General features: G+C 62.1%; 21 protein-coding genes, 1 pseudogene and 2 riboswitches. Of the genes and pseudogenes, 13 read left to right on the top strand and 9 right to left on the bottom strand.

Annotated elements, in window-relative coordinates; all coding sequences use genetic code 11:
* Positions 1–20: 20 nt before the first annotated feature.
* Together K5K89_RS17500 and K5K89_RS17495 are read right to left on the bottom strand one after the other, a co-directional pair.
* Positions 21–515: a DUF934 domain-containing protein gene (locus K5K89_RS17500; protein WP_048727764.1), complete on the bottom strand. Its 495-nt coding sequence runs from the start codon at positions 513–515 to the stop codon at positions 21–23.
* Entirely contained in the window at positions 499–2,157 is a 1,659-nt protein-coding gene (locus tag K5K89_RS17495) for a nitrite/sulfite reductase (protein ID WP_222539910.1), read from the bottom strand. Before K5K89_RS17495 ends, K5K89_RS17500 begins: the two co-directional genes overlap by 17 nt.
* Before the next feature lie 411 nt (positions 2,158–2,568).
* Here K5K89_RS17495 and K5K89_RS17490 point away from each other — a divergent pair.
* Positions 2,569–2,983 (top strand): annotated as a pseudogene (locus K5K89_RS17490) (LacI family transcriptional regulator); the annotation flags it as partial.
* A 51-nt stretch (positions 2,984–3,034) separates the two neighbouring features.
* Here the strand turns inward: K5K89_RS17490 and K5K89_RS17485 are convergent.
* Positions 3,035–3,253 carry a DUF2970 domain-containing protein gene (locus tag K5K89_RS17485; protein WP_058426282.1) on the bottom strand — a complete coding sequence of 73 codons (219 nt, stop codon included), beginning with the start codon at positions 3,251–3,253 and terminating at the stop codon, positions 3,035–3,037.
* Between the two features lie 52 nt (positions 3,254–3,305).
* Complete coding sequence (gene metH, locus K5K89_RS17480) at positions 3,306–7,016, bottom strand: methionine synthase (RefSeq protein ID WP_071490672.1); 3,711 nt, start codon at positions 7,014–7,016, stop codon at positions 3,306–3,308.
* Positions 7,017–7,182: 166 nt separating this feature from the next.
* On the opposite strand from metH, the gene K5K89_RS17475 reads away from it, so the two are divergent.
* The 3 genes from K5K89_RS17475 (at position 7,183) to nfuA (ending at position 11,228) form a co-directional block, all read left to right on the top strand.
* Positions 7,183–9,474, top strand: a complete 2,292-nt coding sequence (locus K5K89_RS17475) for a fatty acid cis/trans isomerase (RefSeq protein WP_071490671.1) — start codon at positions 7,183–7,185, stop codon at positions 9,472–9,474.
* 87 nt (positions 9,475–9,561) lie between these two features.
* Positions 9,562–10,584: an acyltransferase family protein gene (locus K5K89_RS17470; protein WP_222539909.1), complete on the top strand. Its 1,023-nt coding sequence runs from the start codon at positions 9,562–9,564 to the stop codon at positions 10,582–10,584.
* A gap of 59 nt (positions 10,585–10,643) precedes the next feature.
* Positions 10,644–11,228, top strand: a complete 585-nt coding sequence (gene nfuA, locus K5K89_RS17465) for a Fe-S biogenesis protein NfuA (RefSeq protein ID WP_017528557.1) — start codon at positions 10,644–10,646, stop codon at positions 11,226–11,228.
* A 186-nt stretch (positions 11,229–11,414) separates the two neighbouring features.
* Here the strand turns inward: nfuA and cobM are convergent, their stop codons facing one another.
* The 4 genes from cobM to K5K89_RS17445 all read right to left on the bottom strand — a co-directional run bounded on the left by cobM (position 11,415) and on the right by K5K89_RS17445 (position 13,521).
* Positions 11,415–12,161: a precorrin-4 C(11)-methyltransferase gene (gene cobM, locus K5K89_RS17460; RefSeq protein ID WP_222539908.1), complete on the bottom strand. Its 747-nt coding sequence runs from the start codon at positions 12,159–12,161 to the stop codon at positions 11,415–11,417.
* Positions 12,162–12,230: 69 nt separating this feature from the next.
* Positions 12,231–12,623: a cobalamin biosynthesis protein gene (locus K5K89_RS17455; RefSeq protein WP_222539907.1), complete on the bottom strand. Its 393-nt coding sequence runs from the start codon at positions 12,621–12,623 to the stop codon at positions 12,231–12,233.
* Entirely contained in the window at positions 12,620–13,321 is a 702-nt protein-coding gene (locus K5K89_RS17450) for a CbtA family protein (RefSeq protein ID WP_222539906.1), read from the bottom strand. Before K5K89_RS17450 ends, K5K89_RS17455 begins: the two co-directional genes overlap by 4 nt.
* 11 nt (positions 13,322–13,332) lie before the next feature.
* Positions 13,333–13,521, bottom strand: a complete 189-nt coding sequence (locus tag K5K89_RS17445; RefSeq protein WP_093127496.1) for a CbtB-domain containing protein — start codon at positions 13,519–13,521, stop codon at positions 13,333–13,335.
* Between the two features lie 96 nt (positions 13,522–13,617).
* Positions 13,618–13,824, bottom strand: a riboswitch (cobalamin riboswitch).
* A 124-nt stretch (positions 13,825–13,948) separates the two neighbouring features.
* A riboswitch (cobalamin riboswitch) is annotated at positions 13,949–14,149 on the top strand.
* A gap of 92 nt (positions 14,150–14,241) precedes the next feature.
* On the opposite strand from K5K89_RS17445, the gene cobW reads away from it, so the two are divergent.
* Genes cobW through K5K89_RS17425 form a run of 4 tightly spaced genes read left to right on the top strand, consistent with a single transcriptional unit; the run spans position 14,242 to position 20,725 of the window.
* Entirely contained in the window at positions 14,242–15,303 is a 1,062-nt protein-coding gene (gene cobW, locus K5K89_RS17440; RefSeq protein ID WP_071490665.1) for a cobalamin biosynthesis protein CobW, read from the top strand.
* A 3-nt stretch (positions 15,304–15,306) separates the two neighbouring features.
* A complete protein-coding gene (gene cobN / locus K5K89_RS17435) occupies positions 15,307–19,068 on the top strand; it encodes a cobaltochelatase subunit CobN (protein WP_222539905.1) in 3,762 nt (1,253 codons plus the stop codon).
* Positions 19,068–20,069: an ATP-binding protein gene (locus K5K89_RS17430; RefSeq protein ID WP_222539904.1), complete on the top strand. Its 1,002-nt coding sequence runs from the start codon at positions 19,068–19,070 to the stop codon at positions 20,067–20,069. The genes cobN and K5K89_RS17430 overlap by 1 nt, the downstream gene beginning before the upstream one ends.
* Positions 19,994–20,725 carry a vWA domain-containing protein gene (locus K5K89_RS17425; protein WP_222539903.1) on the top strand — a complete coding sequence of 244 codons (732 nt, stop codon included), beginning with the start codon at positions 19,994–19,996 and terminating at the stop codon, positions 20,723–20,725. The genes K5K89_RS17430 and K5K89_RS17425 overlap by 76 nt, the downstream gene beginning before the upstream one ends.
* 107 nt (positions 20,726–20,832) lie before the next feature.
* On the opposite strand, the gene K5K89_RS17420 is transcribed toward K5K89_RS17425, so the two are convergent.
* Positions 20,833–21,780, bottom strand: a complete 948-nt coding sequence (locus K5K89_RS17420) for a DUF1853 family protein (RefSeq protein WP_222539902.1) — start codon at positions 21,778–21,780, stop codon at positions 20,833–20,835.
* 145 nt (positions 21,781–21,925) lie between these two features.
* On the opposite strand from K5K89_RS17420, the gene K5K89_RS17415 reads away from it, so the two are divergent.
* Genes K5K89_RS17415 through K5K89_RS17395 form a run of 5 tightly spaced genes read left to right on the top strand, consistent with a single transcriptional unit; the run spans position 21,926 to position 25,755 of the window.
* Positions 21,926–22,816, top strand: a complete 891-nt coding sequence (locus K5K89_RS17415; protein ID WP_003217892.1) for an NAD(+) kinase — start codon at positions 21,926–21,928, stop codon at positions 22,814–22,816.
* Positions 22,813–23,787: a metallophosphoesterase gene (locus tag K5K89_RS17410; protein WP_162276401.1), complete on the top strand. Its 975-nt coding sequence runs from the start codon at positions 22,813–22,815 to the stop codon at positions 23,785–23,787. The genes K5K89_RS17415 and K5K89_RS17410 overlap by 4 nt, the downstream gene beginning before the upstream one ends.
* A complete protein-coding gene (locus tag K5K89_RS17405; protein WP_071490660.1) occupies positions 23,784–24,653 on the top strand; it encodes a rhomboid family intramembrane serine protease in 870 nt (289 codons plus the stop codon). The genes K5K89_RS17410 and K5K89_RS17405 overlap by 4 nt, the downstream gene beginning before the upstream one ends.
* A 14-nt stretch (positions 24,654–24,667) precedes the next feature.
* Complete coding sequence (locus K5K89_RS17400; RefSeq protein WP_017528545.1) at positions 24,668–24,928, top strand: YeaC family protein; 261 nt, start codon at positions 24,668–24,670, stop codon at positions 24,926–24,928.
* A complete protein-coding gene (locus K5K89_RS17395) occupies positions 24,925–25,755 on the top strand; it encodes a DUF2797 domain-containing protein (protein WP_222541725.1) in 831 nt (276 codons plus the stop codon). Before K5K89_RS17400 ends, K5K89_RS17395 begins: the two co-directional genes overlap by 4 nt.
* The last annotated feature ends 6 nt before the right edge of the window (positions 25,756–25,761 follow it).

The raw sequence follows: 25,761 nt of genomic DNA, 5'->3' as shown, positions 1-25,761 counted from the left end.
GGTTTTTCATTTGCAGCGATTCAGCGCCGGCGGAACAACGGCAACGGCTCATCCGTTGCCGCCTGGTACGTCACCGAGAAGTCCTTGAGGCTCTCCAGTGCTTCGTACGGGTCTTTGTCGGCGCGCAGGGCGAAGGCATCGAACCCGCAGCGGCGCAGGTAGAACAGCTGGTCGCGCAGCACGTCGCCAATCGCACGCAACTCCCCCTTGTAACCGTAGCGGTCACGCAGCAGGCGCGCATTGGAGTAGTTGCGACCGTCGGTGAAGGCCGGGAAGTTCAGGGCGATGACCTGAAAGTGTTCCACGTCGTCGCCGATCTCCTCGGCTTCTTCATCGGCGTCCAGCCACACACCCAGGCCGCCGTCGCGGGCCTTGAGGGCGTGGCCGTGTTCGCGCCACAGGGCCAACGGCACGATCAGGTCGTCGCAGTTGGAAATGCCGTCGAAGCTCGCGTCCTTGGGCAGCAAGTGCCAGGTTTCGTCGAGGACTTCGTTGTTCTTAATGATTCGCTGCATAGACGCGCTCCTTGAACAGGTCAATGCCGATGCGCTGGTAGGTGTCGATGAAGCGCTCATCTTCGGTGCGCTGTTCGATGTACACGTCGATCAGCTTGCCGATCACCTCGGGCATGGCTTCCTGGGCGAAGGATGGGCCGAGGATCTTACCCAGGCTCGCATCGCGGCTGGCGCTGCCACCCAGGGACACTTGGTAGAATTCTTCGCCTTTCTTGTCCACGCCCAGGATGCCGATGTGGCCGACGTGGTGGTGACCACAGGCGTTCATGCAACCGGAGATGTTCAGGTCCAGCTCGCCGATGTCGAACAGGTAGTCCAGGTCGTCGAAACGGCGCTGGATCGATTCGGCGATCGGGATGGACTTGGCGTTGGCCAGGGAGCAGAAATCGCCGCCCGGGCAGCAGATGATGTCGGTCAGCAGGCCGATGTTCGGCGTGGCGAAACCGCCTTCGCGCAGTTCGCCCCACAGAGTGAACAACTGGCTCTGCTCAACGTCCGCGAGAATGATGTTCTGCTCGTGGGAGGTGCGCAGTTGACCGAAGCTGTAGCGCTCGGCCAGGTCGGCGACGGCGTCCAGCTGCTTGTCGGTAATATCGCCCGGCGCCACGCCGGTAGGTTTCAACGACAGGGTCACCGCCACATAACCCGGCTTCTTGTGCGCCAGGGTATTGCGGGCACGCCAGCGGGCGAAGCCTGGATGTTCTTTATCCAGCACGGCGAACTCGGCGTCCTGATTGCTCAGGACCTTGTACTCAGGGTCGACGAAGTGCTTGGCCACACGATGCACTTCAGCTTCGGTCAGGGTGGTCTGGCCGCCGCGCAGGTGTTCCATCTCGGCATCGACTTTCTGGGCGAAGACCTCTGGGGTCAGCGCCTTGACCAGGATCTTGATCCGGGCCTTGTACTTGTTGTCTCGACGGCCGTAGCGGTTGTATACCCGCAGGATCGCGTCGAGGTAGCTCAACAGGTCCTGCCATGGCAGGAATTCATTGATAAATGCGCCGACCACCGGGGTACGGCCGAGGCCGCCGCCCACCAGTACGCGGAAGCCCAGCTCGCCGGCCGCGTTGTACACCGGCTCCAGGCCGATATCGTGCACTTCGATGGCCGCGCGGTCTGAGGTCGAGCCATTGATGGCGATCTTGAACTTGCGCGGCAGGTAGGCGAATTCGGGGTGGAAGGTGGTCCACTGACGCACGATTTCACACCACGGGCGTGGGTCGATCAGCTCGTCGGCGGCGACACCGGCGAATTGGTCGGTGGTCACGTTGCGCAGGCAGTTACCGCTGGTCTGAATGGCATGCATCTGCACGGTGGCCAGCTCGGCCAGAATATCCGGCACGTCTTCCAGGGCCGGCCAGTTGAACTGTACGTTCTGGCGGGTACTGATGTGGGCGTAGCCTTTGTCGTAGTCGCGGGCAATCTTGGCCATCATGCGTACCTGGCGCGACGTCAGTTGGCCGTAGGGCACGGCCACCCGCAGCATCGGCGCAAAGCGCTGAACATAAAGGCCATTTTGCAGGCGCAGAGGGCGGAACTCTTCTTCGCTCAGTTCACCTGCCAGATAGCGTCGGGTCTGATCACGGAACTGCTTGACGCGGTCCTCGATGATGCGCTGATCGTATTCGTCGTATACGTACATATAGGTCCTGTTCTCGGCAAATCTGCGCGCACGGCCGCGCACTCCCAACGGAGCCGGCGCACGATACCAGTTTGCGTTTATGCGCAAAAGTGATGTTTGAGTATATGCAAATAACCAAATTGACTAATGAGAACGGTTATCGCGATACCCACATTTGTCATACGGGCAATCGTCAACTTTACTGTGAGCGTGTTTAAGCGTTATCTCCTATAAAACCGACAAGAGGCGATGCGATGAGCAATCCGACAAAAGCCCGTAAACCTGACAGTACCGTTGATGCCTGGGCCATTCTGTTTCTGATCATCCTGGTGGTGGGAACCGCCGTATTCTGGGTGAACCACCAGTAAAGAGCCTCGATTGACTGTCGCCTTGCCACTATCCATGGCGGTCAATGTTCAAGGCTTGATAACCCTGTCGAAGGTGCTGATTGCGTGTGTGTGGTTGCTGGGATCGGCGTATGGGGCCATGGCCCATGCCACGTCGGTGGTGTTTCTCAACCCGGGCATGTCGACGGAAACCTTCCGGGTCAGCTACGCGCAATTCATGCAGGCCGGTGCCAAGGACCTCGGCCTGCATCTGCGCGTGCGCTACGGATCGCCAGCATGGTCACCGATGATGAACAGGCCGGCTACCTGATGCTCACGGGTCTGCTACGTCTGCACGGTCCCGTTGCCGCTGGCCAATCCATCGAACTGCTGGCGTTCTCCGGCACCAAGACCGCTCCGGCTGCGCAGTTGCGTGAACAGGGCCTGCGCCGCGCTTGGTCGAGCACCTCGAGGTGCGCCTGCATCATTTGGTCTATGGCGATGCAGGCTTTCAACAGAGCGGGCGATTGCTTGGCAAGGACGTACCCCTTCAGCCTGCAACTGCTGCTGCGCTAGACGCCGGCCAGGTGCAGCACCAGCTTGACGATGCCGAACAGCGTCAAGGCAAACACCGCCGTGAACAGAATGCCCAGCACCACAAAGTGGCTGGGCTTGCCGTGGGTGAAGTCGCGGGCGCGGTTCTTGCCGCTCTGCACGCCAAACGCGGCCGCCACGACGCTGTGCAGCATCTGCCAGAAGGTAGGGGGTTTGTTGTTGACTGGATCGTCCATACATCCCTCGACACAAGGTGTGTGAGGGAGAGCATAGACAATCCAGCCGGGCTTAGTTGTCGTACCCCAGGTTCGGCGCCAGCCAACGCTCGGTCACGCTCAGGTCCTGGCCTTTACGCGCGGTGTAGCTGGTCACCTGGTCCTTGTCGACCTTGCCCACGGCAAAGTACTGCGCCTGCGGGTGCGCGAAGTACCAGCCGCTGACGGCAGCCGCCGGGAACATTGCGTAGTGTTCGGTGAGAAACACCCCGCTGCGGCCGGCCTGCATCTCGCGGGCCTCGGGGTCGAGCAACTGGAACAACTGGGCTTTCTCAGTGTGATCCGGGCACGCCGGGTAGCCCGGGGCAGGGCGGATGCCGCTGTATTGCTCCTTGATGAGCGCCTCGTTGTCCAGTTGCTCGTCCTTGGCATAACCCCAATGCTCTTTACGCACCTGCTGGTGCAGCCATTCGGCGCAGGCCTCGGCCAGGCGGTCGGCCAGGGCCTTGACCATGATCGAGTTGTAGTCGTCGCCCGCGTCCTGGTAGGCCTTGGCGACTTCTTCGGCACCGATGCCGGCGGTGGTGATGAAACCACCGATGTAGTCGGTCACGCCGCTGTCCTTGGGCGCCACGAAGTCGGCCAGGGAGAAGTTCGGCTTGCCGTCGGTCTTGATGATCTGCTGGCGCAGGTGATGCAACCGGGCAATCGGTTGGCCGTCGTCGCCATAGACTTCCAGGTCATCGTCCTGCACCTGGTTGGTCGGCCAGAAACCGAATACCGCACGGGCGCTGATGAGTTTTTCGTCGATCAGTTTCTTGAGCATTTCCTGGGCATCGGCGTACAGCGCAGTCGCGGCTTCACCGACCACTTCATCCTCGAGGATGCGCGGGAACTTGCCGGCCAGGTCCCAGGAGATAAAGAACGGTGTCCAGTCGATGTACTCGGCCAGCACCTTGAGGTCGATATTGTCCAGCACCTTGGCGCCGGTAAAGGTCGGCACCACCGGCGTGTAGCTGCTCCAGTCGAACTGCGGCTTCTTGGCGATGGCGGCCGGGTAGCTCAGGCGTTCGGTGCGGGCGCTGCGGTTGGACGTGCGTTCGCGCACTTCCACGTACTCTTCGCGGGTGCGCTCGACAAAGCCGGCCTTGAGTTCCTTGGACAGCAACTGCGTGGCCACGCCGACCGCACGCGAAGCGTCGGTCACGTACACCACCGCATCATTGCTGTACTTGGGCTCGATCTTCACCGCCGTGTGCGCCTTGGAGGTGGTCGCACCGCCGATCATCAGCGGCAGGTGGAAGTCCTGGCGCTGCATTTCGCGGGCCACGTGCACCATCTCGTCCAGGGACGGGGTGATCAGGCCGGACAGTCCGATGATGTCGCATTTCTGCTCCTTGGCCACCTGCAGGATCTTCTCCGCCGGTACCATCACGCCGAGGTCGACGATGTCATAGCCGTTGCAACCCAGCACCACGCCGACAATGTTCTTGCCGATGTCATGCACGTCGCCCTTCACGGTGGCCATCAGGATCTTGCCCTTGGCTTCCGGCTTGTCGCCTTTTTCCAGCTCGATGAACGGGATCAAGTGGGCCACGGCCTGTTTCATGACGCGGGCGGATTTCACCACCTGGGGCAGGAACATTTTGCCCGCGCCGAACAGGTCGCCGACGATGTTCATGCCGGACATCAGCGGGCCCTCGATCACTTCAATCGGACGCGCGAACGACAGCCGGGACTCTTCGGTGTCTTCAACGATGTGCGTGGTGATGCCCTTGACCAAGGCGTGTTCCAGGCGCTTGTTCACGTCCCAGCCGCGCCATTCCTCGGTCTCGGCTTCCTTGACGCTGCCGTCGCCCTTGTATTTGTCGGCGATGGCGAGGAGCGCGTCGGTGCCGTCCGGGGTGCGGTTGAGCACCACGTCTTCCACGGCGTCGCGCAACTCGACCGGGATCTGGTCGTAGATCTCCAGTTGGCCGGCGTTGACAATACCCATGGTCAGGCCGCTGCGGATCGCATACAGCAGGAACACCGAGTGGATCGCCTCGCGCACCGGGTTGTTGCCACGGAACGAGAACGACACGTTGGACACGCCGCCGGAGGTCAGCGCGTAGGGCAGTTCGTCACGGATATAAGCGCAGGCGTTGATGAAGTCGACGGCGTAGTTGTTGTGCTCTTCGATACCGGTGGCGACCGCGAAGATGTTCGGGTCGAAGATGATGTCTTCCGGCGGGAAGCCGACTTCATTCACCAGGATGTCGTAGGAGCGTTTGCAGATCTCTTTCTTGCGCGCTTCGGTGTCGGCCTGGCCGGCTTCGTCGAAGGCCATCACCACCACGGCCGCGCCGTAGCGCTTGCACAACCTGGCATGGTGGATGAACTGCTCGACGCCTTCCTTCATGCTGATGGAGTTGACGATGCCCTTGCCCTGGATGCACTTCAGGCCCGCCTCGATCACGTCCCACTTGGAGGAGTCGATCATGATCGGCACGCGGGAGATGTCCGGCTCACCGGCAATCAGGTTGAGGAAGGTCACCATGGCCTTCTTCGAATCCAGCATACCCTCGTCCATGTTGATGTCGATCACCTGGGCGCCGGCTTCCACCTGCTGCAGGGCGACTTCGAGGGCTTCGGTGTAGTTGTCTTCACGGATCAACCGGGCGAATTTGGCGGAGCCGGTGATGTTGGTGCGCTCGCCAACGTTGACGAACAGCGAACTGCGATCAATCGTGAACGGCTCCAGGCCCGACAGGCGGCACGCCTTGGGGATGTCCGGGATCACGCGTGGCGCATAACCGGCCACGGCCTTGGCGATGGCCTCGATATGGCCTGGCGTGGTGCCGCAGCAGCCGCCGACAATATTGAGGAAGCCGCTCTGGGCGAACTCTTCGATGACCTTGGCGGTTTGCGAAGGCAGTTCGTCGTACTCGCCGAATTCGTTGGGCAGGCCGGCGTTGGGGTGCGCGGACACGTGGGTGTTGGCCTTGTTCGACAACTCTTCCAGGTACGGACGCAGTTCGCTGGCGCCCAGGGCGCAGTTCAGGCCTACCGAAATCGGCTTGGCGTGGGCCACCGAGTTCCAGAACGCTTCGGTGGTCTGGCCCGACAGGGTGCGACCGGAGGCGTCGGTGATAGTGCCGGAGATCATGATCGGCAGTTCGGTATTGAGCTCCTCGAACACACCTTGCACGGCGAAGATCGCGGCCTTGGCGTTGAGGGTGTCGAAGATGGTCTCGATCAGGATCAGGTCGGCGCCGCCTTCGATCAGGCCTTTGGTGGCCTCGGTGTAGTTTTCCACCAGTTCATCGAAGGTCACGTTGCGGTAGCCGGGGTTGTTCACGTCCGGCGACAACGAGCAGGTCCGGCTGGTCGGGCCGAGCACGCCGGCGACGAAGCGTGGCTTGGCCGGGTTCTCCAGGGTCTTGGCGTCGGCGATCTTGCGCGCCAGGCGTGCGCCTTCTACGTTCAGCTCGTAGGCCAGCTCTTCCATACCGTAGTCGGCCATGGAGATGCGGGTGGCGTTGAAGGTGTTGGTTTCGAGGATGTCGGCACCGGCATCCAGGTAGGCTTTTTCAATGCCGCCGATCACGTCCGGGCGAGTGATCACCAGCAGGTCGTTGTTACCCTTGACGTCGCTCGGCCAGTCGGCGAAGCGTTTGCCACGGTAGTCTTCTTCTTCGAGTTTGTAGCTCTGGATCATCGTGCCCATACCACCGTCGAGGATCAGGATGCGTTCCTTGAGGGCTTGATGAAGGGCTTGCAGACGAACGCTACGATCGGACATGGGACTACTCTGGTCAGGCATTACGGAGGGCATGGATCATATCAAACCTGCGTGGTTTTGCAGCATGCGCGGCTTTTACATGAATATCGCTCATGTTGCAGAGGCGTATGGCCCGGTAGAATCACCGGCAATTTTTCAGCGCTCGCATTGAATCGGGACCGGATACATGTCACTTCGCCTCATCACCAGCGCCGTCCTGGCACTGGTCGCCTGCATCGCACAGGCCGACGGAGCCGCCCCGGCGATTTCGTACACCCGCGACATTCAACCGATCTTCACCGAGAAATGCGTGGCTTGCCATGCCTGCTACGACTCCGCCTGCCAGCTCAACCTGGGCAGTGCCGAGGGCGCGGCACGCGGCGCGAGCAAAGTGCCGGTCTACGATGGCGAACGCAGCCAGGCCACGCCGACCACTCGCTTGTTCTATGACGCCTTCGGCAAACAGGCCTGGCAGCAAAAGGGCTTCTATTCGGTGCTGGACGCCCAGGGCAGCCAGGCCGCGCTGATGGCGCGCATGCTGGAGCTGGGGCATAACGCGCCCTTGCAACCCAACGCCAAGCTGCCCGAAAACATCGTGCTGGGCCTGAACCGCGAGAACATGTGCGCCATGCCCGGCGAGTTCAATGCCTATGCCGGCGCCCACCCCAGGGAAGGCATGCCGCTGGCGGTCACTGGCCTGACGGACCAGCAGTACCAGACACTGCAACGCTGGCTTGCCTCCGGCGCGCCGATTGATGAACAAGGCCTGGCGCCCAGCGCGAAAGAAGCCCTGCAAGTGCAGCAGTGGGAAAGCCTGTTCAACCAGCCCGGCGCCCGCGAAAGCCTGGTGGCGCGCTGGTTGTTCGAGCATTTATTCCTCGCGCACATCTACTTCGAGAATGGCGAGCCCGGGCATTTCTTCCAGTGGGTGCGTTCGCGCACGCCGAGTGGCCAACCGATTGACCTGATCGCTACGCGCCGTCCCAATGATGACCCCGGCACCCGCGTGTATTACCGCCTGTGGCCGGTGCAGGGCGTGATCGTGCATAAAACCCACATTACGTACCCGTTCAGCGCCGGGAAGATGGCCCGCATCAAAGAGCTGTTCTACGCCGGCAACTGGCAGGTCAACGCCTTGCCGGGCTACGGTCCGGGCCGCCGTGCCAACCCTTTTGAAACCTTCGAAGCCATCCCGGCCAAGGCGCGCTACCAGTTCATGCTGGATAACGCCGAATACTTCGTGCGTACCTTTATCCGTGGGCCGGTGTGCCGTGGGCAGATCGCCACGGATGTGATCCGCGACAATTTCTGGACCCTGTTCCAGGACCCGGACCACGACCTGTACATCACCGATGCGCGCTATCGTGGCCAGGCCACGCCGCTGCTGGCCATGCCGGGGCAAAACGATGACGTGGGCAGCGTGCTCAGCCTGTGGTTGGCCTACCGCGATAAGCGCAACGAATACGAGGCGTTGCGCCGCGACAGCTACGCCGACCTGCCGCCGCCGAGCTGGTCGAGCCTGTGGGCAGGCAATGACAATGCCTTGTTGAGCATCTTCCGCCACTTCGACAGTGCCGCGGTCAACAAAGGTCTGATCGGCGAGGTGCCACAAACGATGTGGCTGTTCGACTATCCACTGCTGGAGCGCACCTATTACCAACTGGCGGTGAATTTCGACGTGTTCGGCAATGTGTCGCACCAGGCCCAGACCCGGCTGTACTTCGACCTGATCCGCAATGGTGCCGAGCAGAACTTCCTGCGTTTGATGCCGGCCGATTCCCGCGACGGTTTCCTCGACGATTGGTATCAGAACAGCGGCAAACTCAAGCTGTGGCTGGATTACGAGGCAATCGATGACGACAAACCCACCGGCCTGCACCTGAACGAAAACGATCCGAAGCGCGACTTTGCCAACCAGTTGCTCACCCGTTATGGCGATTTGAATGCCAGCCCGGACCCGATCAACCGCTGCAGCGGCGCCTATTGTTCCCGCGATGGGATCGACCCGGCCTTGCAGGATGCGGAGCAGGCCCTGAGCCGCCTGACCTCACGCCCAGCTGCCGGGCTCAAGGTGATTGATCAATTGCCTGAAGCTACGATGCTGCGGGTTGAAACCGCCAGTGGCAAACGTGTGGTCTATAGCATGCTGCGCAATCGTGCCCACAGTAATGTCGCGTTTTTGCTGGGGGAGGCTTATCGCTACCAGCCGGGCCTGGATACGGTGACGATTTATCCGGGTGTGCTGAGCAGCTACCCGAACTTCATGTTCAATATTCCAGCCCAGGAAGTGCCTGAGTTCGTGGCTGAAATGGAGCAGGCCAAGGATGCCAAGGGTTTCGAGGAGATTGTGGATCGGTGGGGTGTGCGACGCAGTCATCCGTTGTTCTGGCAGTATTTCCATGATTTATCGCAGTACATCCGCGAAACCACGCCGGTGGAAGAAGGGGTATTGGACATGAACCGCTATGAAAACCTATAACTAAGGGCAGTGATCCAGTCATCTCTCTGAGCGGGTGCTGAAGCGGTCGGATATCTATCTTGCGGGAGTGGAACAGGTATTCCGATCATGTTGATTTCAGTACAGGCGCTACGGGCGCTGGCGGCGTGGGTGGTGGTAGGGCATCACTTCATGGGGACGTTTTTCGATTATGAGGCACATAATCCTCTAGAGTTCGTGTTCGCCGATAAGGGCGGTATAGGGGTCGACGTATTCTTTGTCATCAGCGGCCTTGTGATTTTCCTGGCGACTGCTGACAAGTCACTGACACCCAGGCAATTCATACTTATGCGAGTGGCCAGGATAGTTCCGGCGTATTGGTTCTATACCCTGGTCACGGCTGTCGTGATCGCGCTCGTCCCCTCGATGTTTCCAGATGATCATCTCGAACTGGGTCATGCGCTCATGTCGCTGCTGTTTCTCTGCGCCGAACACCCAGGGGGTTATGGGGTCTACCCGCTGCTGAATGTCGGCTGGACCCTGAACTTCGAGATGCTGTTCTATGTCCTGTTTGCCATCGCCTTGTTGGTTCCCCCGTCCTATCGGTTGTGGGTGGTGGCGGTGCTACTGTTTCTCGCGTGCTACATCGGTCCTGCGCTCGACTTGACCAGCGATTTTTATCGTCAGGACATGGTTTTTGAATTCCTGATGGGCGTTGTGATCGGCATGCTGTACCGCCGCGGCCTGTTTCGGGCCAGGGCATGGCTGCCGTTGTTGGGAATCGTGGTGGCTTGTGCGGCGATTTACCAGGGGGCCGATGTACCGCGCGTGTTGGAGTGGGGGATGCCCAGCGCGATGCTGGTGATGAGTTTTGTGATGCTGGAGCCTTACTTTCAAGGCTCTCGCTTTATGAAGATGCTTGGGGATTGTTCCTATTCGGTGTATTTGCTCCACGACCTGGTGCTGTGTGCTGGGCGATGGGTTGTGGGGCACACTGGAATAAGCCCCTACTTGATATTGCCTGTTTGCATTGTACTGACGGCATCTGGCGCCTTTTACAGCTATCACTGGCTGGAAAAGGCTACATACCTCAGGCTCAAGCGTTGGTTTGGCGTGGAGGCTCCGGTTGTCCTTTCCCGACAGAAATACTAGGACTTTGTACCTGCGTAATATTTTGGCGTAAACTGCCGGCAAGCCTGTGAGGAGTTTCCATGACTGCCATAACCATTACCGACGCCGCCCACGATTACCTGGCTGACCTGCTGTCCAAGCAGAACACCCCGGGTATCGGCATCCGCGTCTTTATCACCCAGCCCGGCACCCAATACGCCGAGACGTGCATTGCCTACTGCAAGCCTGGCGAAGAGAAGCCTGAAGACACCGCCCTGGGGCTGAAAAGCTTCACCGCTTATATCGATTCCTTCAGCGAAGCTTTCCTTGACGATGCCGTGGTCGATTACGCCACCGACCGCATGGGCGGCCAATTGACCATCAAGGCACCGAACGCCAAGGTGCCGAACGTCAACGCTGACAGCCCGGTCAACGAGCGTATCAACTACTACCTGCAGACCGAGATCAACCCGGGTCTGGCCAGCCACGGCGGCCAGGTCAGCCTGATCGACGTGGTTGAAGACGGTATTGCCGTGCTCAAGTTCGGCGGCGGCTGCCAGGGTTGTGGCCAGGCGGACGTGACCCTGCGCGAAGGCATCGAGCGCACCTTGCTCGAGCGTATTCCGGAGCTCAAGGGCGTACGTGACGTGACCGACCACACGCAGAAAGAAAACGCCTACTACTGAGTAAGGCGTTCGCAGCGGAAATAAAAAACGGCGCCCCGTGAGCGCCGTTTTTTGTGCTTTAAATTCAATAGGTTACGCTATCTATCTAATGTTGAATGTTCATTGCGAGAGCTGGGCTGTCAGATTTCTTTTAATAAATTTACTCAATAAAATCAATGAGTTGTATCTGGTTTGTGATGTTGAATATCAAGGTCGATAAAGATGCGCATGCCCCGCCCGATACAACGATGACTCGCTGAAACTGTCACTCGCCAACACCCGACCCACCACAATCAACGCCGTACGCCGAAACCCTTTGGTCGCCACTTTTGCAGCGATGTCACTGAGGGTGCCGACCGCCCAATCCTGATCGGGCCACGTCGCCCGGTGCACCACGGCAACCGGACAATCCGCGCCATAATGGGGCAGCAGTTCGGCGACGATCCTGTCCAGGTGGTTGACCCCCAGATGAATCGCCATAGTGGTGCCATGTCGCGCCAGGCTGTCGAAGTCCTCACCGGCCGGCATGCTGGTTTTATCCGCGTAGCGGGTCAGGATCACACTCTGGGCAATGTCGGGCAGGGTCAGCTCGGTTTCCAGGAGGGCCGCGCAAGCGGCCACCGCCGTAACGCCAGGGATGATCTGGAACGGGATGCCCAGCTCGCGCAAATGGCGGATCTGCTCGCCGATCGCGCCATACAGGCTGGGGTCGCCGGAGTGCACGCGTGCCACATCCTGGCCCTTGGCATGGGCGGCCTTGATCAGGTCGATGATCTGTTCCAGGTGCAGTTCGGCGCTGTTGGTCACCGTTTCTGCCTGATGACCTTCCAGTACCGCCGCCGGCACCAGCGAGCCGGCATAGATGATCACCGGGCAACTGCGGATCAGCCGTTGGCCTTTGACGGTGATCAATTCCGGGTCGCCGGGGCCTGCGCCGATGAAGTAGACGGTCATGGGAAATCCTGATGAAAAACGGGCGAGCATGAAATCTGCTCATGATCGGAGAGGGCGATTATCGGGTTTTCAGTCGGCGTACGCCAATGCAAAGGTGGCCTGGGCGGTTTTCTGGCGGGTGATCAGCAGGCGCGCAGGGGCGTTGGCGAGCTGTTCGGCCAGGGCCAGGGCGGCGCTTTCGGCGATGCCGTAACAGCCGGTGTGGGCAAAAGCCACGTCCGATTTATGGCTCAGCCGGTCGGCATAAATCGCCAGTCGTTCAGCGTTGAAACACTGCAACGGCAGGTTCAGCAGCGCGGCCAAGGCCAGCAGCCCGGGTTCTTCCTGTTTGCGATCAAGACTGGCCAGGGCAGTGATACGGTGGCGCTCGATACCGCCCTCGACGAGGGCGGCATCAAACAAGGCCAGCAGGGTGTGGACATCACAGCCCTCCCGGCAGCCCAGGCCGACGACCAGTTTCACGCCGAGTATCGATCGTCACGGTTGCGGCGGAACAGCCAGGCGCTGATCAGGCCCAGGGCCAGCCAGAACGCCACGTTGGTCAGCTGCGAAGCAATCTTGAACTGCGCTTCCAGTGCTTCCGGGGCCAGCATCGAATGCACTTGCGGTTGTGGCGCGCCGATCACGTGCGGCACCACCAGGATTGCCGCGCCCAGCGCCTTGAGCAGCCAGTTGCGCCCGAACACGATCAGCGCGATACCGGCTGCAGTAGACGCGGCAGTACCGATCCACCAGATCTGCCGTTGGGCCAGGTCAGCGGCGGCGGTGCCCGGCAGCTCGGGCGGCAGGCCCAGCGTAGGCGCCAATACAAAGGTCGCATAACCCGCCAGGCCCCAGAGCAGGCCTTGGGCGGTACGGGTCGGTGCACGCAGGGTGTACAGGCCGGCCAGCATCAGGGCGAAGCCAACGGCGACCACCAGGTTACCACCCGTGGTGGACAGCACGCGTTGCCAACCGTCTTCAGGCTCCCAGGCTTCGGCGTCATGGGTATGTGCAGCTGCGCCGTCGGCGTGTGCGTGCAGCTCAGCCGCTGCCGGGGCCTTTTCAAAGGTCTCCGCCTGCAGAATGAGTGGGGCGACCCAGAAACTTTGCAGCAAAGTCAGCAACAGGGCAGCCAGAAGGCCGGTGAAACCTGCGGTTTGCGCAATACGCTTGATCATGTCGGCAAGCCTCAGTGGCACGGGAACGCGGCGCTGTGGCGGGTATCGTGGGCAGCGTTGTGTACCGCCTCGATATGCGAGAAGCCGGCGAAATACACCAGGCACGCGCCGAGGATCGACGCACCGATGGCGGCGGTCAGGCGTTGGCCCAAGGTAGAGGTGCTGCTGGTGGCGTGCGAAGTGCTGCTGATGATCGACATGGCGCGTCCCTTTCAGGTGTCAGGGTGAAACGAGCGCATGAAAGCCCCGCGAGCCAGGCACGCAGGGCTTTGAACAGCGCCCGCCCACCGCGGGTTTGTTATCTGATTTTTTCGGGCCGGTCTCCGGGCTTGCGAGGGGCTCAATGCCTGAAAACGTCGCCTTCCCATGCCGACTGGCACAGTGGATATGACGTTTCGCTCGCTTACCGTTGCGGGGGCAGCACCGGACTGTCATGCGTGTGTGCATGAGTCACCGGTTTCCCGTTTCACCCTTTGCAGGGCACCCGAAACAAGATGTGTAGGAGAGCATGGGGGTGGGAGGGGAGTCAATTGGGGATGTGCGTTCTGGGGGCATGTCCGTTACCGCAGCAATGGATATGTACTCAAGCCAACCCAACCCCATCATTGACCATCCCCCAAGCACTGCGTAGCCTTGCACCCTCGAGGTTCTTCGGCCCAGGCCGAAGCTAAGAAGGGAACGCGGTCCAAGCCGCGGCTGCCCCCGCAACTGTAAAGGGTTCAGCTGACTGCCACGCCACTGCCGACAAGGCGGGAAGGCGCAGCCAGCGCCGGTCGCAAGACCCGCAAGCCCCAAGCCAGGAGACCTGCCTCGCAACCGATTTTCTACTTCAACCGGGCGGGGTGATCCGGTGACGAAATCCGCTGCTGCGCGCCGTCGCAGCGCCAATCGTCCCATATGCCCGCCCCCAAGGGCATCCGATGAAAACACTGGCCAAACTCCCCGTTACCATCGTCACCGGCTTCCTCGGCTCGGGTAAGACCACCTTGCTGCGCCACATGCTCGACAACGCCCAGGGCCGTCGCATCGCGGTGATCGTCAACGAATTCGGCGAGCTGGGCATCGACGGTGAAATCCTCAAGCAGTGCTCCATCGGTTGCACCGAAGAAGAGGCCAACGGCCGCGTCTACGAATTGGCCAATGGCTGCTTGTGCTGCACCGTGCAGGAAGAATTCTTCCCGGTGATGCGCGAATTGGTCGCCCGTCGCGGCGATCTCGACCATATCCTCATTGAAACTTCCGGCCTGGCATTGCCCAAGCCATTGGTGCAAGCCTTCCAGTGGCCGGAAATCCGCAGTGCCTGCACCGTGGATGCGGTGATCACCGTGGTCGACAGCCCGGCCGTCGCCGCCGGCACTTTCGCTGCCTTCCCGGACCAGGTGGACGCACAGCGCAAACTCGACCCGAACCTGGACCACGAATCGCCGTTGCACGAGTTGTTCGCCGATCAACTGGCGAGCGCCGACCTGGTGATCCTCAACAAGGCCGACCTGATCAATGCCGAAGACCTGGCCCGCGTGCGCCTGGAAGTCGCCGAGGAGCTGCCGCCGGCGGTGAAGATCGTCGAAGCCAGCAGTGGTCGCTTGCCCCTGGACGTATTGATCGGCCTGGGCGCCGGTTCCGAAGAGCACATCGACGGCCGCCACAGCCACCACGATCATCACCACGAAGGTGAAGACGACCACGACCACGATGCGTTTGACTCGATTTCCATCGACTTGCCGCAAGCCGATGAAGCACTGCTGCTCGATGCCCTGACGCAACTGGTGGTGCAACACGGCATCCTGCGCGTCAAAGGTTTCGCCGCCATCCCGAACAAACCGATGCGCCTGCTGATCCAGGGTGTGGGCACGCGGTTCGACAAACACTTCGACCGTGCCTGGGGCGCTGAAGAGGCACGCACCACGCGCCTCGTGCTGATCGGCCAGGAACTGGACGCGGCGGGCCTCGAAGCGCAACTGCGCGCCGCCCTCAGCGTCTGACCCATGCACCTGCTCAGGACCCAGCCCGGTGGTTTCGTCTCGGACGACAATATTGCCGACCTTGGCCAAACCCCCGCTGACCTGGTGATCCTGTGCAGCGGCGATTCCAGCCTGGCGCTGCTGGCCGAAGCGGCCCGGCAGTTGCCCGACGACTACCCGAGCCTGCGCCTGGCCAACCCGATGCAGGTGCAGAACCATGCCTCGGTCGACTTGTACGTCGATGAGGTGCTGCGCCACGCCAAGGTCATCCTGATTTCACTGCATGGCGGTATCGGTTACTGGCGCTACGGCATCGAGCGTCTGGTGGAACTGGCCGAGCGCGGTGTGCAGCTGATCCTGGTGCCGGGGGATGATCGCCCGGACCCGGAACTCAGCGGGCTGAGCACCGTCGGTGCCGAAGAGCGTGATCGGCTGTGGCACTTCCTGCGTCAGGGCGGCCTGGGCAATGCCCTGGATTTCTATCGCTGCCTGGCCAGCGCCTACCTGGGGCGCGACTATGCCTGGGCCGAGCCCCAAACCCTGCCACGCACGGCGATCTATCACCCGCACCACGCCAGCGCCCGCCTGAACCATTGGCAGGCAGACTGGAACGCCGACTGGCCGGTGGCGGCGGTGTTGTTCTACCGCTCCCATTTGCAGGCGGCCAATACCGGTTTTATCAATGTGTTCTGCCAGCGCCTGCACGCAGCGGGGCTTAACCCGTTGCCGATGGCGGTGGCCAGTTTGAAAGAGCCCGGCTGCCTGGCGGTGGTCGAGGACCTGCTGGATGAGGTCGGCGCGGCGGTGATCCTCAATACCACCGGCTTCGCCCAATCCAGCCCCGAAGCGCCGCATTTGCGCCCGTTTCGCCGCGATATCCCGGTGATCCAGGCCATTTGTGCCCAGGACAACCAGCCCGGCTGGGAGGCCAGCGAGCAGGGCCTCGGCCCCCGCGACCTGGCGATGCACATCGCGTTGCCGGAGCTGGATGGGCGCATCATCAGCCGGCCCATCAGCTTCAAGGACCTGGCCTGGCGCAGCGAACGCAGCCAGTCGGACGTGGTGTGCTACCGCGCTGCGCCGGAACGCATGGATTTTGTCGCCGAGCTGGCGCGGCGTTGGGTCGAGTTGGCGAGGGTGCCGAATGCGGAGAAACGCATTGCGCTGATCCTCGCCAACTACCCGACCCGCGACGGTCGCATCGGCAACGGCGTGGGCCTGGATACACCGGCGGCGGCGCTGAACATCCTGCGTGCCTTGCAAGCCGAAGGCTATCCGCTGCCGGACGTATTGCCGGACAGCGGCACGGCGTTGATCCACGAGTTGCTCGGCGGCGTCACCAACGACCTGCACAGCCTCGACTTGCGCCCTTGCCATCAAAGCCTGGGCCTGGACGAGTACGAGGCGATGTTCCAGTGCCTGCCCGAAGCCAATCGCCAGGCAGTGCTGGAGCGCTGGGGCGCGCCGCAGAACGATCCGATGTGCCGCGACGGTCGCCTGATGATCGCCGGCCTGCGCCTGGGCCTGACGTTTATCGGCATCCAGCCGGCGCGGGGTTATCAGGTGGACGCCAGCGCCGTGTACCACGACCCGGACCTGGTGCCGCCCCACGCTTACCTGGCGTTCTACTTCTGGCTGCGCCACACCTACGGCGCCCACGGCGTGATCCATGTGGGCAAGCACGGCAACCTGGAGTGGCTGCCGGGCAAGGGCGTGGGCCTGTCGGAAAACTGCTGGCCCGATGCGTTGCTGGGGCCGCTGCCGAATATATATCCGTTTATTGTCAATGACCCGGGCGAGGGCGCCCAGGCCAAGCGGCGCACCCAGGCAGTCATCATCGACCACCTGATGCCGCCGCTGACCCGTGCCGAAACCTACGGCCCGCTGCGTAACCTGGAGCTGCTGGCGGACGAATATTACGAAGCGCAGTTGCTCGATCCGCGCCGCGCCCTGGAGCTGCAGAAGGACATTCTCAAGCTGGTGCGCGAAACCCGCATCGACCAGGAGCTTGAGCTGGAGAGCGACGCCGATGCCGCCGTGTGGTTGCCGCGCCTGGACACCTACCTGTGCGACTTGAAGGAATCGCAGATCCGCGACGGCCTGCATATTTTTGGCGAGTCACCCGAGGGTCGCCTGCGTATCGATACCTTGTTGGCGCTGCTGCGCATCCCGCGTGGCGATGGCCGTGGCCCGCAGTCGAGCTTGCTGCGCGTGCTGGCCAAGGCCTTCGAGCTGGGCTTCGACCCGCTGGACTGCGCCCTGGCCGAACCCTGGACTGGACGCCGGCCGCTGGTGCTACAGAAGATCGACGGGCAGTTGTGGCGTACCGCCGGCGATACCCGTGAACGCTTGGAGCTTTACGCGGCGCGATTGATCGAGCAAGCCCTGGAAGGGCCGCTTGAGCAATTGGAAGAGCCCGGTTGGGAGGACGTGAAGGCCGTAATCGAAAGCCTGCGTATTGTCGTGGCACCTCGGCTGGATGCCTGTGGCCCGGCAGAAATGCGCGGTTTGCTGGATGCCTTGAGCGGCCGTTTCGTGCCCGCTGGCCCCAGTGGTGCGCCGAGTCGTGGGCGTTTGGATGTGTTGCCGACCGGGCGCAACTTCTTCACCGTCGATGTGCGCAACCTGCCTACCACCACCGCCTGGCGCATCGGTTTCCAATCCGCCAACCTGATTCTGGAGCGGCACCTGCAAGACCATGGCGACCACCTGCGCCAACTCGGCTTGTCGGTTTGGGGGACCGCGACCATGCGCACCGGCGGCGATGACATCGCCCAGGCCATGGCGCTGATGGGCGTGCGCCCTGTATGGGCGACGGGCAGCCAGCGCGTGGATGACTTTGAAATCCTGCCCGTCAGCCTGCTGGATCGTCCGCGCGTTGATGTAACGTTGCGCGTGTCCGGTTTCTTCCGGGATGCCTTTGCCAACCTGATCCGCCTGTTCGATGCGGCGGTGCAGGCGGTGGCTGCGCTGGACGAACCGGACGAGCTGAACCCCCTGGCCGCCAAGGTGCGCAGTGAGCGTGAAGCGTTGCTGGCTTCGGGCCTGGACGCAGAGGCCGCGGCAAAACAGGCCGGCTGGCGCATCTTCGGTGCCAAGCCCGGCGCGTATGGTGCCGGTGTGCAGGGCGCGATCGACGGGCGTCTCTGGCAAAGCCGTGAAGACTTGGCCGAGGTTTACCTGAACTGGGGCGGCTACGCCTATGGCGGTTCCGACGAAGGTACTGCCGCCCGCGGGCAATTTGCCCAGCGCCTGAGCCAGGTGCAGGCCGTTTTGCAGAACCAGGACAACCGCGAGCACGACCTGCTCGATTCCAACGATTACTACCAATTCCAGGGTGGCATGCTCGCTGCCGTGGAAACCCTGAGCGGCGACAAGGCCGCCAGCTACCACGGTGATCATAGCCAGCCTGACCTGCCGAAGATCCGCACGTTGAAGGAAGAGCTGAACCGGGTGATCCGTTCCCGCGCCGCCAACCCCAAGTGGATCGAAGGCGTGAAGCGCCATGGCTATAAAGGTGCGTTTGAAATGGCCGCGACGGTGGACAATCTGTTCGCCTTCGACGCCACCACCGCACTGATTGACGATCACCAATACGCACTGTTGGCCGACGCCTACTTGCTCGACCCCGACACCCGGGCCTTTGTGCAACAGCACAACCCCGATGCACTGCGCGACATGACCGAGCGCATGCTGGAAGCCCAGCAGCGTGGCATGTGGCAGGAACCGGGGGCATACCGCGAGGCGTTGGAAAACCTGTTGCTGGATATAGAAGAAGACAGCTGATGACTGATATTCCCCATTTCCCGCTGTCCGCCGTGGTCGGCGCCGATGACCTGAAACTGGCGCTGTGCCTGACCGCTATCGACCCGAAGATTGGCGGTGTGCTGATCGAAGGCCCGCGCGGCATGGCCAAGTCCACCCTGGCGCGGGGTCTGGCCGACCTGCTGGCCAGTGGTCAGTTCGTGACCTTGCCCTTGGGCGCCACTGAAGAGCGCCTGGTCGGCACGCTGGACCTGGACGCTGCATTGGGCGAAGGCCGGGCGCAATTCTCCCCCGGTGTATTGGCCAAGGCCGACGGTGGCGTGCTGTACGTCGATGAAGTCAATTTGCTGCCCGACCATCTGGTGGACCTGCTGCTGGATGTGGCCGCCAGCGGGACCAACCTGATCGAGCGCGATGGCATTTCCCATCGCCATTCGGCGCGCTTCGTGCTGATCGGCACCATGAACCCGGAGGAGGGCGAGTTGCGCCCGCAACTGCTCGATCGCTTCGGTTTCAATGTGGCCTTGAGCGGGCAGACCTTGCCGGCCGAGCGTGGGCAGATCATCCGGCGTCGCCTGGATTTCGACAGCGACCCTGTTGCCTTTTGCGCCCAGTGGGATGTGCCACAAGCGGCATTGCGCGAGCGCTGTACCCAGGCACGGGCGCGGCTCGACAGCATTGCACTGGACGACCTTGCACTGGCGCAGATCACCGAGCGCTGCTTTGCGGCGGGGGTCGATGGCCTGCGTGCGGACCTTGTCTGGTTGCGCGGTGCCAGGGCTCATGCCGCTTGGCGGGGAGCCAGTGCCATTGCCGAGGAAGATATCCAAGCGGTTGCTGAATTCGCTCTTCGCCATCGCCGTCAGGAACAGTCTCCTCCACCGGCCAGCCCGCCGAGCGAAGGGCCGTCGCAGAAACCCTCCGACACCTCGCCCGGTCAAGGCCAATGGGGCGATATGCCCGCACCGGCGCTGCCCACTGGCGCACGCCGAGAAGTGCCCGCCTGGCCAAAAAAGCCCTAGGCATTCGCCCTCGACCTGACGCGGGGGCGGATGCGCGACCCAAGGCAGGGCGACTAGGTAACGGCAGGCAAGGCAAGGCTCGCAGCGCGAAGCAGGGCGCGATCAACTGGCCGGGCACCTTGCTCGGCGGTCGGCCGCAAACGCGAGAGGACTTGCTGTTTCACCTGCGCAGTCGTGCGGCCCATGAGCTGTGGTTGGTGATTGTCGATGCGTCGGCGTCCACCCGACGACATCGAGCGCTCTCCGACGCTAAGGGCTTGTTGGCGCAGTTGTTTGACGACGCCTACCGCCAGCGGTCGCGCATGGCACTGTTGACGGCCAGCGGGCAGGCGCCGAAGTGGCAGGTGCAGGGGTTGAAAGCGGCCAAGGGCTTGGCGGGTTGGCTGGAACAGTTGGGCGCGGGCGGCGGTACGCCATTGCTGGCGGCACTCACCGAGGCGGGGGACTGGTTGACGGTGCGGCGCAAACGGTATCCGGCCGAACAGCAGCGGCTGCTGGTGATTACCGACGGGCGCCTCAAGGACATTAATGGGCTGCCGCTGTTGGAGTGCCCGGGCCTGCTGGTGGATATCGAGCGTGGGCCGATCAGGCTAGGTCGGTCCCCGCTGTTGGCAATGAGGTTGCAGTTGGAGTATCGGCATATCGATCAGCTGTAGTGCCTGGGCAACCGCTATCGGGGGCAAGCCCCCTCCCACATTGGGAATGCATTCCCCTGTGGGAGGGGGCTTGCCCCCGATGAGGCCCTGACATTCACGACAAAACCTCAACCCGCCCCCGGCACATTCGGCCAAAGATCCGCCACCAGAAACAACCGCTCGGCTTCCTCCCAATCCTCACCCACCTGTACCAGCCGCACCAGCAGCTGCGCCGGAGCCATCGGGTCCAGGTCGGCCAGCCAGCCGTGCATCTGTTGTTCGCTCCACACTTCTTCCGTGGGGTAGTGCGCCGGCGCCAGCCAGGCATGCCGGGGCAGGGGCTGCCAACGGCCCGGTTGGCTGAGGCTGACAAACGCCTGCCAGTCACGCTGATGCAACCAGCGCCCACGCAAATGCTGCGGATGCGCGCCACTGGGAGCCATAGCCTGGCCGGGCCAGGGGTAGAGCAGGTAGCCGCCCAGCCACAAATGCGCATCAAACTGCTGCACATCCAACGCGGCCAGCACTTCACGGCTCTCCTCTCGCGCCGATATCGGCAACTGATGTTGGGCCAGATGCGCCAGCTTGCGGTCCAGTCGATCATGACAGCCCGGGCCGAGCCATTGCGCAGTGTCCTGGCCATTACCGTCCTGCGGGCCCAGATACAGCTTGATCGCCAGTTCCAGGTGATGCACGCCATCGCGGTCGCGCAGCAACATGTCCAGCTCGCCGAGGGTGTGCCCGGCACGGCGGATCGGCAGGTTGGCGGCCAGCAATTCCACGCCCGGCGCATGCTGCACCGCAAACTGCCACAGGCGTTCGTAATACAGGCCCAGGCGACGCGTACGTGACAGGCTCAGCCACTGCTGCAAGGCGCTGCTGTCCTGGTCCAGTTGGCGTAGCCAGCGTTCCAGCAGATGCGGCGCCTGCACCCAGTCGCTGCCGGCCAGCGGGTGACGTTGCGGCCATGGCGTTTGCGCGAGCATCGGCGGGGCGAGCATCACCCACGCCAGGTCGCGCACCTCAGGGTGGCGCAGCTGGCGGGGCAGGTTGTGCAGATCGGGGAACACAGTCATGGTCCGAGCATAGCCTTTTAACTGCGCTGAAGGTGGCTGAGAACCGTTGTCATCAAGGCTTCACGGCGACAAAGGATTTTGCCTGAGACGGCCTTTCGCCCATAATCGTTCTTTTTTGCCACACTCCACATCCCGCAGGAGCCCCATGGAGCAATTTCGCAATATCGGCATTATCGGTCGCCTGGGCAGTACCCAGGTGTTGGACACCGTCCGCCGGCTGAAAAAATTCCTGCTGGAGCGTCACCTGCATGTGATCCTCGAAGACACCATCGCTGAAATCCTGCCGGGCCACGGCCTGCAGACCTCGTCGCGCAAGATGCTCGGTGAAGTGTGCGACATGGTCATCGTGGTCGGCGGCGACGGCAGCCTGCTCGGCGCGGCCCGTGCCCTGGCGCGACATAACGTGCCGGTGCTGGGGATCAACCGGGGCAGCCTGGGGTTCCTCACCGATATCCGCCCGGATGAGCTGGAAGTCGAAGTGGCCAAGGTGCTCGACGGTCATTACCTGGTGGAGAACCGCTTCCTGCTGCAGGCAGAAGTGCGCCGCCACGGCGAAGCCATCGGCCAGGGCGATGCGCTCAATGACGTGGTGCTGCACCCCGGCAAGTCCACGCGGATGATCGAGTTCGAACTGTATATCGACGGTCAGTTCGTGTGCAGCCAGAAGGCCGACGGCCTGATCGTTGCCACGCCTACCGGCTCCACCGCCTACGCGCTGTCGGCGGGTGGCCCGATCATGCATCCCAAGCTGGATGCCATTGTGATCGTGCCGATGTATCCCCATATGTTGTCGAGCAGGCCGATTGTGGTCGACGGCAACAGTGAACTGAAAATCGTGGTGTCCAAAGATATGCAGATCTACCCGCAGGTCTCGTGTGACGGGCAGAACCATTTCACCTGCGCCCCCGGTGACACCATCACCGTGAGCAAGAAGGCACAGAAGTTGCGGTTGATCCACCCGCTGGACCACAACTACTACGAAGTGTGCCGCACCAAGCTGGGCTGGGGCAGCCGCTTGGGGGGTGGAGGCGACTGATGCTCGATCCCGCGCGTAGCTACGACCTGATTGGTGACGTGCACGGTTGCGCCCATACCCTTGAGCACTTGCTCGACCTGTTGGGCTACCACAAGCAGGGCGGCACCTGGCGCCATCCAACGCGTATGGCGGTGTTCCTCGGCGATATCATCGACCGTGGCCCGCGCATCCGCGAGGCGCTGCATATCGTCCACGACATGACCGAGGCCGGCCAGGCGCTGTGCATCATGGGCAACCACGAGTTCAACGCCCTGGGCTGGACCACACCGGCACCGCCGGGCAGTGGCAGGCAGTTCGTGCGTGAGCACAACCCACGGCATGCGCGGTTGATCCACGAGACCCTGACCCAGTTCGAACATCACCCGGCCGACTGGCACGATTTCCTCGGCTGGTTCTACGACATGCCGCTGTTTGTCGATGCCGGGCGCTTCCGCGTGGTGCATGCGTGCTGGGATGATGGCTTTATCCAGCCGCTGCGTGGCACCTTCCCGGACGGCTGCATCGACCAGCACTTCCTGCAGGCCGCCGCCGTGCCAGGCAGTTTTGCCTGCAATGCGTTCGACCGCCTGTTGCGCGGCACCGACATGCGTTTGCCGGACGGCCTCACGTTGACCGGTGGCGATGGCCTGACGCGCTCGTTCTTCCGCACCAAGTTCTGGGAAGACGACCCCAAGACCTACGGCGATATCGTGTTCCAGCCCGATGCACTGCCCGAGCCGGTGGCGCGTACACCGTTGTCGTCCACCGAAAAGAATTCCCTGCTGCGCTACGGCGTCGACGAACCGTTGTTGTTCGTCGGGCACTACTGGCGCAGCGGCAAACCGGCGCCGATCCGCCCGAACCTGGCCTGCCTGGACTACAGCGCGGTGCTGTACGGCAAGCTGGTGGCGTACCGCCTGGATCAGGAAACGCGGCTGGACCCGAATAAATTCGTCTGGGTCGACGTTGAGCGGCCCGAGGTCATCCAATGAGTACTGTGGCCGTATTGCGCCTGCCACTGAGTGTGGACCTGGGCGGCTTTATCCAACTGCTGCACCGCATGCAGGTGCCCCATCGCGTCAGTGAAGAGGCCGGGGAGCAAGTGTTATGGGTGCCCGAGACCATCAGCGACGACGTGCGCGTGCTGTACCAGCGCTTTCCCGCCGGTGACCCGGACCGGCAACTGGATATTCCCGAACAGGCAGCGACCAGGCGCCCTGGATTTGTCCAGCAACTGCGGCACAGCCCATTGACCGCACTGGTGTTGCTGGCAAGCATCATCGTCGGCGCGGTGACCTTGCTCGGTGAAAACCTGCAAGCCATGAGCTGGCTGACATTCCTGCAGTTTCGCATTATCGGCGAGTACATCCAGTTCACGCCGCTGGCCGACAGTCTGGCGGCGGGGCAGTGGTGGCGGTTGGTCACGCCGATGCTGATCCACTTCGGCATCCTGCACCTGGCCATGAATGGCATGTGGTACTGGGAGTTGGGCCGGCGGATAGAGGCGCGCCAGGGCAGTATCAACTTGCTGGGCCTGACCCTGTTGTTCAGCCTGGTCTCCAACTACGCTCAATACGCTTATGGTGGCCCCGGTCTGTTCGGTGGGTTGTCCGGCGTGTTGTATGGCCTGCTCGGGCATTGCTGGATTTTTCAACTGCTGTCGCCCAACCCGGCCTATCGCCTGCCCCGTGGGGTACTGGTGATGATGCTGGTCTGGCTGCTGCTCTGCCTGTCGGGGCTGGTCTCGATGATCGGTTTCGGCGAAATCGCCAACGCGGCCCATGTCGGCGGCTTGGTCATCGGTTGCCTGACAGGTTTGCTGGGCGGGCTGTACAGCCGTCGCAAATCGTCTATTTGATAAGGAAGAGCCTCATGTCCTCTTTTGCTGAAATGATCGAAAACATCACCCCGGATATCTACGAGAGCCTCAAGCTCGCCGTGGAAATCGGCAAGTGGTCCGATGGCCGCAAGCTCACTGCCGAACAGCGTGAGCTGTCGTTGCAGGCGGTGATTGCCTGGGAAATCCAGAACCTGCCGGAAGACCAGCGCACCGGCTACATGGGCCCGCAGGAATGCCAGTCGAAGTCGACCACCGTGCCGAACATCCTGTTCAAGTCGGATGCGATCCATTGATTGAAATCGGTCGCGGTGCAGTCAGCAAGATGTCGGCGCAACTCGGTGAGCCGACCGTTCAATACGCGTTTCGCTTAGGAAGTGCCGAGGTGCCGGTCAATCCGTTGATCGGCACCCACGTGCGCCTGGAATACCTCGGTGCCATCCATTGCAGCCATTGCGGCCGCAAGACCAAGACCAGCTTCAGCCAGGGGTATTGCTACCCGTGCATGACCAAGCTGGCCCAGTGTGACCTGTGCATCATGAGCCCCGAGCGTTGCCATTACGACGCCGGCACCTGCCGCGATCCAGGCTGGGGCGAGAAATTCTGCATGACCGACCATGTGGTGTACCTGGCGAACTCGTCAGGCATCAAGGTCGGCATCACCCGTGCCACCCAGTTGCCGACACGCTGGCTCGACCAGGGCGCGAGCCAGGCGCTGCCGATCATGCGCGTGGCTACCCGCCAGCAGTCCGGTTTTGTCGAAGACCTGTTCCGCAGCCAAGTGGCCGACAAGACCAACTGGCGTGCGCTGCTCAAGGGCGACGCCCAGTCCGTCGACCTCAAGCAGATGCGTGACCATCTGTTCGCCGCCTGTGCTGACGGCCTGCTGGGTTTGCAGGAACGCTTTGGCCTGCAGGCCATCCAACCGGTCACCGACATCGAGCCGCTCGAAATCCGCTACCCGGTGGAGCAGTATCCGGCGAAGATCGTCAGCTTCAACCTGGACAAGAACCCGATTGCCGAAGGCACGCTGCTGGGGATCAAGGGCCAGTACCTGATCTTCGATACCGGCGTGATCAATATTCGTAAGTACACGGCCTACCAGCTCGCCGTGCATCAGTAGAAGGAT

The sequence above is a fragment of the Pseudomonas sp. DR208 genome (assembly GCF_019823005.1).
Lineage (GTDB): Bacteria > Pseudomonadota > Gammaproteobacteria > Pseudomonadales > Pseudomonadaceae > Aquipseudomonas > Aquipseudomonas extremorientalis.
The sequence above is the reverse complement of the archived record's forward strand: the minus strand, read 5'-3'. Positions and strand labels throughout refer to the sequence as shown.

What these genes read in the sequence shown, in the direction of transcription:
- K5K89_RS17500 (WP_048727764.1), bottom strand. Translation starts at nt 515, where the DNA reads ATGCAGCGAATCATTAAGAACAACGAAGTCCTCGACGAAACCTGGCAC.
- K5K89_RS17495 (WP_222539910.1), bottom strand. Translation starts at nt 2,157, where the DNA reads ATGTACGTATACGACGAATACGATCAGCGCATCATCGAGGACCGCGTC.
- K5K89_RS17485 (WP_058426282.1), bottom strand. Translation starts at nt 3,253, where the DNA reads ATGGACGATCCAGTCAACAACAAACCCCCTACCTTCTGGCAGATGCTG.
- metH (WP_071490672.1), bottom strand. Translation starts at nt 7,016, where the DNA reads ATGTCCGATCGTAGCGTTCGTCTGCAAGCCCTTCATCAAGCCCTCAAG.
- K5K89_RS17475 (WP_071490671.1), top strand. Translation starts at nt 7,183, where the DNA reads ATGTCACTTCGCCTCATCACCAGCGCCGTCCTGGCACTGGTCGCCTGC.
- K5K89_RS17470 (WP_222539909.1), top strand. Translation starts at nt 9,562, where the DNA reads ATGTTGATTTCAGTACAGGCGCTACGGGCGCTGGCGGCGTGGGTGGTG.
- nfuA (WP_017528557.1), top strand. Translation starts at nt 10,644, where the DNA reads ATGACTGCCATAACCATTACCGACGCCGCCCACGATTACCTGGCTGAC.
- cobM (WP_222539908.1), bottom strand. Translation starts at nt 12,161, where the DNA reads ATGACCGTCTACTTCATCGGCGCAGGCCCCGGCGACCCGGAATTGATC.
- K5K89_RS17450 (WP_222539906.1), bottom strand. Translation starts at nt 13,321, where the DNA reads ATGATCAAGCGTATTGCGCAAACCGCAGGTTTCACCGGCCTTCTGGCT.
- K5K89_RS17445 (WP_093127496.1), bottom strand. Translation starts at nt 13,521, where the DNA reads ATGTCGATCATCAGCAGCACTTCGCACGCCACCAGCAGCACCTCTACC.
- cobW (WP_071490665.1), top strand. Translation starts at nt 14,242, where the DNA reads ATGAAAACACTGGCCAAACTCCCCGTTACCATCGTCACCGGCTTCCTC.
- cobN (WP_222539905.1), top strand. Translation starts at nt 15,307, where the DNA reads ATGCACCTGCTCAGGACCCAGCCCGGTGGTTTCGTCTCGGACGACAAT.
- K5K89_RS17430 (WP_222539904.1), top strand. Translation starts at nt 19,068, where the DNA reads ATGACTGATATTCCCCATTTCCCGCTGTCCGCCGTGGTCGGCGCCGAT.
- K5K89_RS17425 (WP_222539903.1), top strand. Translation starts at nt 19,994, where the DNA reads ATGGGGCGATATGCCCGCACCGGCGCTGCCCACTGGCGCACGCCGAGA.
- K5K89_RS17420 (WP_222539902.1), bottom strand. Translation starts at nt 21,780, where the DNA reads ATGACTGTGTTCCCCGATCTGCACAACCTGCCCCGCCAGCTGCGCCAC.
- K5K89_RS17415 (WP_003217892.1), top strand. Translation starts at nt 21,926, where the DNA reads ATGGAGCAATTTCGCAATATCGGCATTATCGGTCGCCTGGGCAGTACC.
- K5K89_RS17405 (WP_071490660.1), top strand. Translation starts at nt 23,784, where the DNA reads ATGAGTACTGTGGCCGTATTGCGCCTGCCACTGAGTGTGGACCTGGGC.
- K5K89_RS17400 (WP_017528545.1), top strand. Translation starts at nt 24,668, where the DNA reads ATGTCCTCTTTTGCTGAAATGATCGAAAACATCACCCCGGATATCTAC.